The organism is Paenibacillus sp. VMFN-D1 (assembly GCF_003386155.1).
GTDB lineage: Bacteria > Bacillota > Bacilli > Paenibacillales > Paenibacillaceae > Paenibacillus_AQ > Paenibacillus_AQ favisporus.
On the sequence record NZ_QRDU01000001.1, the window covers coordinates 1,489,124 to 1,502,388 of the forward strand.

Consider the following 13,265-nt stretch of genomic DNA (forward strand, 5'->3'; position numbering starts at 1 on the left):
AAATTTGCAGCTTTGGAGGGAAGGAATGTGAAGATTTGTCGCACCGCGCTGATCGGGATCGGGGGATTCGGCGCTGAACATGTGAAAGTCATGCAGAAGCTGGTCGAAGAGGGTAGCCTGCAGGTTGCTGCTTTTGCGGAGCCGAATGTCGGCGCTCATCAGGAGTCTTACGGCAAGCTGACCGCGCTTGGGGCCGTCCATTATATAGACTACGTGCAGATGCTCACGCTGCATCCGGATATCGATTTCGTCGTCATCGTCACGCCGATCTCCTCCCACAAGCCGATGTGCATCCAGGTGATGCGGATGGGCTTTCACGTGCTGGTCGAGAAGCCCCCGGCGGTAACGATTCAGGACTTGGACGAGATGATCGCGGTGCAGCTGGAGACCGGGCGCTTGTGCCAGGTGAACTTCCAGAATACGTCGGGCCAGGCGTTCCGAACGCTGCTGGAAAGGATCGGCTCCGGTGTGCTCGGGCAGGTGGAGCAGGTGGTCGGCATCGGCATGTGGAAACGTCTTCGCTCTTACTACGATCGAACCCGCTGGGCCGGCAAACTAGTCAGCGACGGCCAGTATGTGCTGGACGGGACGTTCAACAATCCGTTCGCCCACTTGCTGCACCATAGCTTGCTGGCGGCCGGAGGAGGCGCCGCAGACTTGTACCCGGAATCGGTGCAGGCCGAGCTTTACCACGTCAATGACATCGAGGGGGACGATGTCTCCTGTATTCGCGCCGTCATGACTAACGGTGTGAGCGTTCATTTTTACGCCATGCTTTGTAACGAAGTAAGCGAAGTGCCTTCGATTGCCGTGTACGGCACGCGAGGGGAAGCGCATTGGAATTACCAGAACAAGCTGACCATTCGCGCACAGGACGCCGAAGAGGATTTGGCGTTTGGTCCGACCGATTTGATGTGCAGCATGTATCTGAACCTGATGGAAGCGATCGAAACCCCAGGGAAACCACTCTTCTCGCCGCTCAAGGCAAGCCGAAGCTTCGTGCTGGTATCCAACGGTGCCTATGAGTCGGCTCGCGCCGTTCGTGCCATTCCCGGCCGATTCGTGACCGAGCGGGAGGATGGAGATTCCACGGTGCGCCTGCTGCCCAGCTTATCCGAGAAGATGAGAGACGCGGCAGCGAAGCGGCAGCTGTACAGTGAATATCCGCTTCCTTGGGCGACCCCGACCCGGCTGTTCCGGATGGAGGGCTACAGCCGATTCGAGCTGCCTGCCAATATGCGCACAAATAACGGTAGACCGACCAATTAGAGGCGTTCCTTCAAGGCTCTTCTTTTTTACAATATTCGAGGTTTAATCTAAAGATAAACCATAAATCGAGATTCCAACACAGTTAAAGATGGGGTTTCTTGTTGCAAGGGGAAGCCGACCATGTTACATGCATTAAAAATTCATTTTATGTAATATTAAAACAGAAGAATGATGATATGGTTGTAAGACGACAAGAACATACACGCTTAAAAGCCGCTAAACAGCGGCTTTTTTGTTTTAAAGATATTGTAGTTTTAAAGCATATTATACGTGGCTGAGCAGGGTTCAAAGTAGAACCGAGTACGATAAGCTGATGCCCGCAAAGAAGGAGTAACAAATCTATAACTGGCTTCAGACATAAAGCTATCAAGCAGGATAGTGCTAATTAGACTACAGGAATATCGACAAATTCACCCCCTAACTTTTATTAAGAATTTAATTTATATTGAAATTGTGAACAATTAAAGTACGGTTAGGAGGGCGAGAAAATGAGTCAAGTCCGGAACTACTACGAGAATTCACAAAATAAAGAAAGCATACAATTAATTTATAACACAGGTAATAATCTTAGTGCTAAGTATGAGGTCATGGGTAAATACGGAATATCAAAAGAAAAGTTTGAAACTTGGACAATAGATAAGCTTAACTTGTTGGGTAGTGAACGCGTTCTTGATATTGGAACAGGGAATGGGAGGTTCTCGATCCCCACCAGTAAAATTTTGAAGAATAATGGCGGGTTTATGGTTTGTTGTGACCTAACAGAAGGAGTTATGAATTCAGCACGTATTCAGGCAGAACAGGAAGGGCTACCTATCCTCCACATGATTGCTGACGCTGAGAAATTGCCGTTTCTTTCTGATGAGTTTGATGTCGTCATGGCTAATCACATGCTTTACCATCTACCTGATTTGAAAAAAGGATTGAAGGAAATTAGCAGAGTTTTAAGAAATACAGGACAATTTTTAGCTACGACTAATAGCAGCCGAGGGATGCCTGAATTCTTCGAACTGCATCAGGAGACAATGCATCAGTTACATATACCATTTGAAATTAAAGAAGATCCGATTCCTTTTTCCTTAGAAAATGGAGAGGCCATACTGTTAGAGCACTTTAATCGAGTAGAACTATTAACTTATGAGGCAGGATTCAAGGTAACAGATCCTGAGCCTGTGCTAAAATACTATATGGCAACTCAACTCTATCAAGGTCCTTTTCATGACAAATCATTAAGTCGCGAACAACGGGAAGCAATCTCACACACTTTCCTTACTCTAACTAGACAAAAAATTGAATCATGTGGGGGAGAATTGATCATTTCAAAACCAGTTGCGGCTTTTATTTGTGAATTGAATTAACTAACGGAAACGATAGAACCGAAGTTCATGATGGGCTTGCCACTCTACATCGATGGCGTCCTCGTCTTCGGAAAAAATGCTTAGGGAGGACCATAACCAATGAAACTGCTAACCTATCTTGAAGGTAATACATACCGCCTTGGTGTCGCTACCGAGGTAGGCATCGTCGACGTTGCGGCGGCGCTTGGTGACGGCCCGGGACCGCGCACCGTGCACGAAGTGATCGAAGGCGGTGAGGAAGCGATACGGACGTTGCAGCAAGCAGTTAACCGCACTCTGGCGTCTTGCAGCGACGTCCTGCTCGGAAAATCTGGTCTCAAGCTCGGACCGTGTGTTACACACCCGAACAAAATCATTTGCGTCGGCCTTAATTACCGCAAACACGCCGAGGAGACAAACGCGCCAATCCCGGAGTCTCCGATTCTGTTCAGCAAATTCAGCAACACGTTGGCTGGTGACGGCGAAGACGTGCCGCTGCCGCGCACATCGCAGAAAGTTGACTACGAAGCCGAGCTCGTTATCGTGATTGGCAAGACGGCCAAATATGTCGCCAAGGAAGAGGCGCTGGACTACGTATTCGGCTACTGTGCCGCCAACGATTTGTCTGCACGTGACCTGCAGATGCGTACTCAGCAGTGGCTGCTCGGGAAGTCGTGCGACAAATTTTCGCCGCTCGGGCCGTACCTCGTTACGGCGGACGAGGTCGGCGATCCGAACGCATTAGACATCAAGTGCATAGTAAACGGCGAAGTGCGACAGCATTCCAACACGTCGGACATGATTTTCCGCTGCGACGAGATCGTCAGCTACATTTCGCACCATATGACGCTCATGCCCGGCGACATTATTTTGACCGGGACGCCGGAAGGCGTCGTGCTCGGCAAACCGCCAGAGAAACAGGTGTACTTAAAGGCCGGCGACATCGTCACGATCAATATCGAGAAGCTGGGCAGCCTCACGAACCGCATGATATCCGAATAAGCCAGCACTTGAATAAGGGACCCGACGCAGCACCTGAGCCAGCAGCGGGTCCCTTTTTGCCATCGTAAGCGGCGCTTGCTTATAGATTCCCGAAAGCACCACCCCAGTCAGAATTTACCCGAAACTTGCAATGAAATCGATTGAGATGAAGTTAATGAAAAGCGCTGACACGAATAAGTCGCCGAAATTTTCGAATTTCACCCATTTCAAACATGATATTTATGACATAAAAATCCATATTGTAAGGCGACAAGAACATATATCGTTTGCCGAAAAAGATAAGAACTTATATGGTTAACCGTGGTTGAAAAGAACTATCAATCACAGATGTGCTTGCTGGATAATTTGAGAAAGGCGTGAATGGATTGCTGTCCCAGGAACTTTTATATTTGAGCTACCAGGTGACATTCATACGCTTTTAACTGAAGACGAAGAAGTTGTTTTGATGAGAACGATCAAATAATTAGCAAGAGGACATAGCACTCGATTCGTTGTCAACCAGATTTGGAGCTAAACTGGCTTCAGAGCATTAAGCTAACGGGCAGGATAGTGAAGCAATACATGTGATGGAAATTTATGGTTGACATGAGCTGAATCATCCTTTATTTTGTATGTACAACTAAAAAATGTGAGGATTGTGATCGTTATTGGAGGATAAGATTTTCAAGGATTGCATGTACTTCACAGCTACCCGTCTATATAGGGCCATTTCAAGGATGGCTGAAGAGGCATTTGTTTCTACCGGTCTCAGTCCAACTTATGCGTTTCTCATGATGATGGTATACAAGGATCCCGGCATTTCCCAGAGAGACTTGGCGGAGCAACTGCACATTACGCCGTCGACACTGACCCGACTAATAGATAAGCTGGAAAACAAAGCATTGGTTGAAAGGCAAATTGACGGTAAGAAAACTAATGTCAAACTGACGCCTGAGGGAACAGATATGAATCAAACGATCATGGAGTGTTGGAACAAGCTATACGAACGGTACTGCGAGATACTTGGTGAAAACGAGGCGAAATTTTTGACAGAACAGCTCTACGCAACCAGCTTGAAATTAGAGCAATAATATTTTTTGGGGAGTTATTTTGGTTGTACAACTAAAGTATGACGTTAAGAGAAGGAGGTTCATTTGATGAAGGTACTTGTCTTGATCGCTCACCCTAAATTAGGAAGTTCACGGATTAACAGAAGGTGGAAAAAGTAACTCGAGCGGACATAGGAATTAACCGTGTACTTCCTTTATAAGGAGTACCCAAATGAGAACATAGACTTTAAACACGAGCAAGAACTGCTGCGCTCGCACGACAGAATCGTCTTTCAGTTCCCGTTATACGGGTACAGCACGCCGCCTCTTATGAAAATGTGGGTAGATGAAGTTTTCACATAAATACACGATTAGCGAACTGACCAGACCGCTTCAGGCAATGGCCAATTTGACAGGGATGCATTACCTGCCTCATTTTTTTAACATAATGTTGTCGTTGCTGAAGCGGAGGAAATCATTCATGGTGTTGAAGCCTAAGTAAAGCATATTACTAATGCAGAACTAAATCCGCAGGTCCGCCTTAGGAGGAAGTTGGAGGAGATGGAAGGGAAGTGGATTTCCCTCTCATAGGAATGTGATCACGATAAAATATTCAGCATAAAGGAGTGTTTAAATGAATAACCAACATATGTATTCAGAAACTAAAGCAACAAAAAAAGTTCTCGTGATTGGAGCAACTGGTACCATAGGTGCCGCAGTCGTCCATGCTCTTGAAGAAAAAAATTATGAAGTGATTACTGCATCACGTAATGGGGAATTTCAAGTCGATCTGGAGAATCTAAGTACAATAAACAAATTGTTCGTATTGGTTGGTAAAATTGACGCAGTCGTCGTCACTGCCGGCAGTGGTAAACTAATTCCATTTTCAATTCTTAGCGAGGATGACTTCATAGATGGGCTGAAAGACAAAGTATTAGGGCAGGTTGCACTCGTGCTCCGTGCTGTCGATCATTTAAATGATGGCGGATCTATTACCATCACTAGCGGTAATATGTTCGAAAACTTCATCCCTGGGAGCTCAGTTGGCGCCTTTGTGAACAATGGTCTAGATGGATTCGTTCGTGCTGTTGCGCCGGAGTTACCGCGAGGAATTCGAGTTAATATTATCAGCCCTGGCTGGGTAAGAGAGTCACTGGAGAGGATGAATTCGGAGGAAAGAACGACCTTAGGTTTGGAGAACGTAACTGGTACAGCCGCGTATGATGTTGCACAATCCTATGTTCAGGCCATTGAAGGTACAATGCAGGGACAAACAATTCGACCATTGAATCAGCTAGAAGATGAATTATTTAAGTAGTCAAATAAGATCGGGGATTTTGCTCACCGATTCACTTGACCCTTGATCCATGTTAATTTTTCCAAAATTTACGAAGCAGACGTGGCTATTGTTTCTAGAAGTACAAAAATACGGATTTGTGAGAGATGTGTATATAGAACCCCGTTTTCGGAACTGGAGATATACAAGAGAATTAACTAACATTGTTTTGAAATGGTTTAGGAGCAAAATATTCGAACGGTAAGGTTAATTGTTAGTCATAATGCTCGTCATTTATACGAATAAGTTGTTTTAAAGAAACTACGGAACGTTAGCTGAAATTTTCTTAGCTGTAATTTACGAAAGGCGAGCCTCTTGTAGAGATAGGGAGAGCTAACGAAGGGATAAATGAGAAACGGACACGGAGACATTGCCGTTATTAGCGTGGAAAAAACCTCTGCAGCAGCCATGCGGGAATCGAATGAGCGGTGGCAAGATTAGTTTGATCTTCTGGAAGACGCCAAGAACATACACGCTGAAAAGCCGCATAGCTGCGGCTTTTTTGTGTTTAACGATTGATGTTCTGTGCTAGCCAAATGGATGGCCCGTTCAAAGTTTAGATTATCACTTGATAGCGGTCAAGCATAGATTCAACGGGACAACCCAGCCACTCAAACATGTGTCTCGCCGGAAGGTCTTCGGGCAAAAAAGCCTCAATTCGGGGAAACATGTAGCTGCTGACGGATATGTGGATCTGGCGCACGCGAATGGGAAACCATTCTGAATCTTCTCCTTTACGAACGAGGAGCATTTTTGGCTCGGAAATAGGGTCTACAGGTGACTCCGCTTCATAATCCCAATAAGTTCTAAATTCTTCATATCGGTTAAAATCTTGCAGTAAGTCGCGATACCAAGCGTCATGACGAAAATACATATTATTCAGCTTAAAGGTCTGAATTCCGTATATGGCATGAGATTCCCATTTCCGGAATGATTCCTCGTTGAATGTGGACCGTTTGCGAATGGGTAAATCGGGACTGAAATGATTGTGGATCATATTAAAACGACCAAGGTGAAGCGTATCATAACTCACGCCATACAAACCCTGAAACATGGGGTTCATGTCGGTAATATCAAACTTGTGGGTCGCAATGAAGGCGGGGAGAGGAAGTCCGCGCAGGATCAGCTTGGCTTGTTCTAAGGCTAGTTTAAGAGCTGTTCCCGCCAATTCGTAATGTTCCGGGATATAGCCTGCGGCAAGCAGAAGATCATTTCGTTCTGCTGATGTACACTCCAGATAATCGGCAATATCCATGATAGCCGTCCGGCTTGGAATGCGTCTTGAGCGGCCGGATAATATGTTTTTATACGAAGTAAAGGCTACATCGTTTAGCTCTTGCTGAGTAAATCGTTTCAGTTCCGGGTGGGACTCGAGTTCGCGGTATTGCTGTTGGCGCTTGCTTCTGACCGCTTCGATTTCACCGATTACCGCCTTAAGAACTATTGTCTCCATATGAGCATTGGATGAATGAATCATGGTTCATCTCCTCTTTCCGGGAGGTGTATTTTTACTCTTGGTCAAAAGATGTTAGAGAATTATACTCCTAGGTAAATCCCCTGTCAATTTGGGGTTTTATCCAATATACGCCGAGGAGGAGCAATCATGGTACGTGCAATCATTGCAGACCCGTTAGTTACTGAGCGGCTTATTATAAAGGAAGTGGAACCGCCGATCCCCCAATCTAATGAAGCGATCGTTCAAGTAAAAGCCATTTCTCTAAACCGTGGTGAGATCAGGGATTCCTTGTGCGGAGACATTGAGCAACGGCTAGGATGGGATTATTCAGGCATCGTGATCGAACAGGCTGCAGACGGATCGGGGCCGGCAAAAGGGAGCCGTGTCGTCGGACTACTCCCATTTGGTGCCTGGGCGGAACAAATTGCTGCCCGGACTTCCTTGATGTCTGAAATACCAGATTCGGTTTCCTTTGCACAGGCATCTACATTGCCAGTCGCCGGGCTCAGCGCCCTCTATGCGCTTAAAAAAAGGGGGCTTCTTCTTGGGAAGAAGGTGTTGATAACTGGATCTACGGGCGGGGTTGGCGTTTTTGCCCATCAGCTCGCTGCCCGGACAGGAGCATTTGTGGTCGGAACAGCCAGATCGGAAGGGAAGGCTAATCTCGTTCGTGAAGACGGGGCAAATCAGATTATTGTTGGTGAACTTTCCGAAAGAGCAGGGCAGTTCGGACCTTATGATCTGATCATAGACACGGTTGGCGGGGATACGCTTGCGGGTCTTATACCCCATCTGGCACCTGAGGGAGTTGGTGTAACGATGGGGTATTCCAGCTCACCATTTACATCCATCGACGTAAGGAACTTAATTCATACGGGCCGGACGACTTTATATGGATTGTATTTGTTAGAAGAATTAAAGGGCTATTCCGTACCGGATGATTTGCGGTATCTTACTGAGCAGATCGCGGAAGGAACACTGATTCCCAGAATTGAGGTAGAAGCACCATGGACAGATATCAAACGGGTAGCGGATCAATTAATGAAACGGCAGTATAGCGGAAAAGCAGTCCTGCATTTAGAAAATTAATACTCCCAAATGGCCTTGGCTGAACAAGATTTTTAAGCTAACGGGAAGTTTACAGCAACATGAGTTTCATTAAGAAGGCAAGAAGGCAGTCGTCCAATCTCGGTCGGCTGCCTTTCCGTACATATGGGGAGATTTAATTTACAGACAAACTCCTACCAAATAATTGTTTCCGGGGTCACGTCAAGAAAGATGAACCACATAGATTCCTTTGGGTGCACCCTAAACGGGTGCCTTTTCTTATGCATTGACGATCATCAAGTCTGGATAAGGCTCTCCTTTTTTATGTCCCTGATAAAAAATCAATCCTTATATTTGATTGTTCTATTATGAAGCATGGTTTTGTTCGAATATCATAAAACATATCGGAATTATTGGTATTATCATTCTACATTTCAATGATGATTAGAAGGAGGGGGTTATTGTTCATGGGGAACCTAGCTTATACGTCCCGCTTTTCCAACCATTTACCGCCACCGTCCATAGGTGGCACGAAATCGGCAGAACCAGAGCATGTCCATCTATCGTATGGTTTTCCGGCGTCGGATCTCTTGCCTATCAGGGAATTAAACGAGGCGGCTAATGCCGCCCTTCAGGTGGCCAGGGTTGATCTGCTGCATTATTCGGGGGCTCAAGGGCCTGTCAGAGTCAAGTCTTGGGTGCTAAATCGTGTTCGCAAATTTGGCTTGCTTGCGGAAGGAGGCAACTTTCTTCCGGTGTTTGGGGCGATTCAGGGGATTGATCTAACTGCACGGATTCTGATAAATCCCGGGGATGAGGTGTGGGTGGAAGCGCCGACCTTCTTCAATGCCCTGCAATCCTTTCGAGCTGCCGGCGCAAATATCCGCTCCTTTCCTGTAGACGAAGAAGGCCTGCAGGTGAATCGGGTTGAAGAGGCTCTACAGAAGGCATCGGCAGAAGGCTGTAAATTACCTAAATTTATCTACGTCATGCCAACCTTTCAAAATCCTACAGGCTCAACACTACCTATTGGGCGTAGACGGCAGCTGGCGCAACTAGCCAAAGATTATGATGTGTATATCTTGGAGGATGATGCATACGCTGAGCTAAGTTTCAATGGGACCACCCTCCCTGCGGTGTACTCGTTTGCTCCGGAACGGGTAATCTACGTCAGTACCTTTTCGAAAACGCTGGGTCCGGGACTCCGGCTGGGCTGGGTTATCGCCCCGGAAGAAATCATCCAGTACATGGCCACTTTATCGCTGGGAAGCCAGCTTAACCCATTTACGCAGGAGATCGTAGGGGAACTTCTTGAACACTATGATTTTGATAGGCAGGTAGAGCGTCTGAGCGATCGTTACCGCAGTCGGCGGGATACGATGATCCGGGCTCTGCATGAAGAACTGGGTAGTGAGATCCAGGTATCCGTACCAGACGGGGGATTCTTCATCTGGGTTACGTTTGGTGAACATGTGGATGTAAATGCCGTAGCTCCTTTGGCACACAGAAAAGGTGTAAGCTTTGTTTCCGGAAATGCATTTTTCAACGATGGAAAAGGGGCCCGATACTTGCGACTTTGCTTCAGTCATTGCAGTGAGGAGCAAATCAGAAAAGGAATACGAAGCCTGGCTGAGGCTTATTATTCAATCTATTCGGGATAGGATCATTGACCTTTTCACATCCGTTTAAAAATCGGACACCAATACCTTATCGAGTTTTATCCATAAAATCCATTTTACTTAAGGAGGTCAACTACATGGTCAACGTCAAAGCCCCTGCAATCTATATTAACGAGCCTAATATCCTCGCCAGCGGCGGAGAGAGGATTACATTGATCGGCAGAAAGCTTCTTATTATTGGCGGCAAAACAGCATTGACGGCAGCGGCTCCCCTTCTGGCTAGTCTTGATGAAGTAAAGGCGGAGTATGAAATCCATACGTTTGCCGGGTATCCAACGTTGGAGCAGATTGCCCGGTATGTATCAGTAGCATCCGGCAAGGGATACGAAGCCGTTGTGGGCATTGGTGGAGGCAAAGCACTGGATGTGGTAAAGGCAGTAGCCGAACGCTTGGAGTTGCCGAGTATTACGGTGCCTACGGTGGCCGGAACATGCGCAGCCTGGTCGGCGCTGACGGTTCTTTATGATAACGAGGGACGTTCTGCAGGTTATCTGCCCCTCAATCGGTCCCCACAGCTGGTTCTAGCGGATACTCGTGTGTTGGCAGCGGCCCCAAGACGATATTTGGCATCCGGTATTGCGGATACGTATGTGAAATGGAACGAGACTGCGGTTAATATGAAAAATCTTCATTCAGATCTAGATATACGGCTTAGCGTACATACATCCCAATTAGCTGTTGAAGTGCTTGACCGATATGCGCAGGAGGCTTACGAAGCAGCATATGAGGATGAGGTTACTTGGGCATTTCACGAAACTAGTCAGGCCATTATCTGGCTTGCAGGACAGGTAGGTAGTGTCACTGGAGGACAGCCACGAATCGCGCTGGCCCATGCCCTTCACGACTGCCTTACCCAGTTTCCCGAAACGAAAGACACGCTGCACGGCGAAAAAATCGCCTTTTCCTTAATCGTCCATGCGATACTACAGGGACTTCCGCATGAAGAAATCCTGCAACTGGCTGGCAAACTGCACAAGCTCCAACTTCCGGTTACTCTAGAGCAGTTGGGATTTTGGGGAAATGCGGAGCAACAAGCGGAGGCCATAGCCAAGGTGTTTCCGTTGGAGAAGGTGCAGGCGATAGAGTTGCCATTCATTGTGGATCGGGAAAAGATTGCATTGGCGATTGTTCAGGCTGACCTTACGGGCAAACGGGTTATAGGACTGGCATCATCTGTATCCTAATAGACATGGAGAGGAGAACCTAATGTGAACAAGAGAAAGCTATCCATTCTATCTGTCGCATTACCTTTCGTCATAGCCGTCATCCTGGCCGCTTGCGGAAATGAGAAAAATAGAACCGGAAATGAAGCGGAAGCTGCTGCTGCGGCAGGTTCGCCAGATTTGAGCAAAGTCACCTTAAAGGTCGGACAGACGGGGTGGGGAAATCTGGAGGCAGGATTTAAAGAGGCGGGTTTGGACGACACACCGTACAAAGTAGAGTTTAGCGTTTTTCAGGGTGGGAATCTGCAGTTGGAAGCGATGGCGGGAGACCATTTAGATATCGCGCTTACCAGTGAAATTCCGCCGATCTTTGCCAGTCAAGCCGCGGATGGAGGTAACCTCCAAATCATCGCCATTCAGAAATCCGATACGCTGGAACAAGAACTCGTGATTCCAAAGGGTTCAACTGTAAGACAGGTATCGGATCTGAAAGGTAAGAAGGTCGCCTATGTTAAAAGCACGACAGCCCATTATTTTCTCGTAAAGATGCTGGAAGAAGCAGGACTAAGCTGGAGCGATATTGAGCCAGTCGCGCTCTCAACATCCGATGGACTTAGCGCTTTGATCGGCGGTAGTGTGGATGCGCTGGCAAGCTATGGCAATGCCATTATTTCGGCTCACCAGAACGGGGCGACGACGCTGGCTAGCGCTAAGGACATATTGTCAGGCAATTTCCCGGTGATTACGACTAAGGCGGATATTGCTGATCCAGCCAAACACGCAGCGATTGCCGATTTTCTGAACCGTCTAAATCAATATAATGAATGGATCCGCAATAATCAGAAAAAATGGGCAGAAATCGTAGCTGAAAATACAAAGCAACCGCTTGAACAGGCGCTTGAAACGTTGAAAAACAGCCAGGAGCAGCGGCCAACAAAGGTGACTGCCATTTCAGATGAGGCTATCGCCTCGCAGCAGGATGTCGCAGATACACTTCAATCTGTAGGGCTGCTGACGAAAAAGGTGGACGTGAAGTCGCTGTGGAGCGATGCCTTTTCGCAATTGATAAAATAAAAAGTAGTTCTGAAAAAAGCGGCTGGTAATTGTTATTAGCCCGCCGTTCCATTTGAAAGGAGCCGCCAAACTATGAGTAAACCAAAAATCAAATACAACTTTTGGGTCTCGCCCATTACCCCTTGGCTGCTGCCTGTCGTTCTTCTTTTGGCTTGGCATGTTCTGACCGTTACTGGGATCATCCCGGCGAATAAACTTCCGCAGCCGCTGCAAGTCGTTAAAGAGCTTATTATTTCTGTTAAAAGCGGCGTGCTGCTTGATAATATTGCGATCAGTGCAAGGCGGGCCTTGCTAGGATTTTTGATTGGGGGCGGAATCGGCTTTGCTCTCGGGTTAATCAACGGCTTCTCCTCCAAAGCAGAGATATTGATGGATTCCTCGGTGCAGATGATCCGGAATGTGCCGCACTTGGCACTAATTCCTTTAGTGATCATGTGGTTTGGGATCGGTGAGGAAGTTAAGCTGCTGCTCGTGTCCCTCGGCGTGTTTTTTCCTATCTATCTCAATACCTTCCACGGAATAAGGTCAATAGACCGCGGGCTGATCGAAATGGCCAAGGTCTATGGACTGAAGGGCCTCGATCTGTACAAGGAAGTCATTCTCCCGGGTGCACTGCCTTCCATTCTGGTGGGAATCCGTTATTCACTCGGTATTATGTGGCTGACGCTCATTGTGGCCGAGACGGTGGCTGCAGACTCGGGCATCGGTTACATGGCCATGAACGCCAGAGAGTTTATGCAGCTCGATATTACCGTTCTTAGCATTATCATTTATGCGCTGTTGGGCAAGCTTTCAGATAGCATCGCCAAGGGGTTGGAACGATGGCTACTCCAGTGGAACCCGAATTATAGTGTGGCCAAAAAGTAAAAGGGGGTGT

General features: G+C 47.2%; 12 protein-coding genes. 11 read left to right on the plus strand and 1 reads right to left on the minus strand.

Annotated elements, in window-relative coordinates; genetic code table 11:
* Nucleotides 1–27: 27 nt before the first annotated feature.
* From C7820_RS07005 to C7820_RS07035, 6 genes are all read left to right on the plus strand, one after another.
* The gene (locus tag C7820_RS07005; RefSeq protein ID WP_116230333.1) at nucleotides 28–1,269 is read left to right on the plus strand and encodes a Gfo/Idh/MocA family protein; all 1,242 of its coding nucleotides are present in this window, start codon (nucleotides 28–30) and stop codon (nucleotides 1,267–1,269) included.
* Between the two features lie 488 nt (nucleotides 1,270–1,757).
* Nucleotides 1,758–2,624 carry a class I SAM-dependent methyltransferase gene (locus C7820_RS07010; protein WP_116230334.1) on the plus strand — a complete coding sequence of 289 codons (867 nt, stop codon included), beginning with the start codon at nucleotides 1,758–1,760 and terminating at the stop codon, nucleotides 2,622–2,624.
* Nucleotides 2,625–2,723: 99 nt separating this feature from the next.
* Nucleotides 2,724–3,605 (plus strand): fumarylacetoacetate hydrolase family protein, encoded by an 882-nt coding sequence (locus C7820_RS07015; RefSeq protein WP_116230335.1) that lies wholly within the window; start codon nucleotides 2,724–2,726, stop codon nucleotides 3,603–3,605.
* 716 nt (nucleotides 3,606–4,321) lie between these two features.
* Nucleotides 4,322–4,675, plus strand: coding sequence for a MarR family winged helix-turn-helix transcriptional regulator (locus tag C7820_RS07025; protein ID WP_258875144.1), 354 nt, complete (start codon nucleotides 4,322–4,324; stop codon nucleotides 4,673–4,675).
* Nucleotides 4,676–4,837: 162 nt separating this feature from the next.
* Entirely contained in the window at nucleotides 4,838–4,996 is a 159-nt protein-coding gene (locus tag C7820_RS33785) for an NAD(P)H-dependent oxidoreductase (protein WP_258875145.1), read from the plus strand.
* Nucleotides 4,997–5,267: 271 nt separating this feature from the next.
* Nucleotides 5,268–5,951: a short chain dehydrogenase gene (locus tag C7820_RS07035; protein WP_220376641.1), complete on the plus strand. Its 684-nt coding sequence runs from the start codon at nucleotides 5,268–5,270 to the stop codon at nucleotides 5,949–5,951.
* Nucleotides 5,952–6,525: 574 nt separating this feature from the next.
* Here C7820_RS07035 and C7820_RS07040 read toward each other — a convergent pair.
* Nucleotides 6,526–7,446, minus strand: coding sequence for an MmyB family transcriptional regulator (locus C7820_RS07040; protein ID WP_116230336.1), 921 nt, complete (start codon nucleotides 7,444–7,446; stop codon nucleotides 6,526–6,528).
* A 126-nt stretch (nucleotides 7,447–7,572) separates the two neighbouring features.
* Here C7820_RS07040 and C7820_RS07045 point away from each other — a divergent pair, with 126 nt between their 5' ends.
* The 5 genes from C7820_RS07045 (at nucleotide 7,573) to C7820_RS07065 (ending at nucleotide 13,255) form a co-directional block, all read left to right on the plus strand.
* A complete protein-coding gene (locus C7820_RS07045; RefSeq protein ID WP_116230337.1) occupies nucleotides 7,573–8,514 on the plus strand; it encodes a zinc-binding dehydrogenase in 942 nt (313 codons plus the stop codon).
* Nucleotides 8,515–8,939: 425 nt separating this feature from the next.
* A complete protein-coding gene (locus tag C7820_RS07050) occupies nucleotides 8,940–10,133 on the plus strand; it encodes an aminotransferase-like domain-containing protein (RefSeq protein ID WP_181908956.1) in 1,194 nt (397 codons plus the stop codon).
* A gap of 95 nt (nucleotides 10,134–10,228) precedes the next feature.
* Nucleotides 10,229–11,335, plus strand: a complete 1,107-nt coding sequence (locus tag C7820_RS07055) for an iron-containing alcohol dehydrogenase family protein (RefSeq protein ID WP_116230339.1) — start codon at nucleotides 10,229–10,231, stop codon at nucleotides 11,333–11,335.
* 24 nt (nucleotides 11,336–11,359) lie between these two features.
* The gene (locus C7820_RS07060) at nucleotides 11,360–12,388 is read left to right on the plus strand and encodes an ABC transporter substrate-binding protein (protein WP_258875146.1); all 1,029 of its coding nucleotides are present in this window, start codon (nucleotides 11,360–11,362) and stop codon (nucleotides 12,386–12,388) included.
* A gap of 72 nt (nucleotides 12,389–12,460) precedes the next feature.
* Nucleotides 12,461–13,255 carry an ABC transporter permease subunit gene (locus C7820_RS07065; protein ID WP_116230340.1) on the plus strand — a complete coding sequence of 265 codons (795 nt, stop codon included), beginning with the start codon at nucleotides 12,461–12,463 and terminating at the stop codon, nucleotides 13,253–13,255.
* The last annotated feature ends 10 nt before the right edge of the window (nucleotides 13,256–13,265 follow it).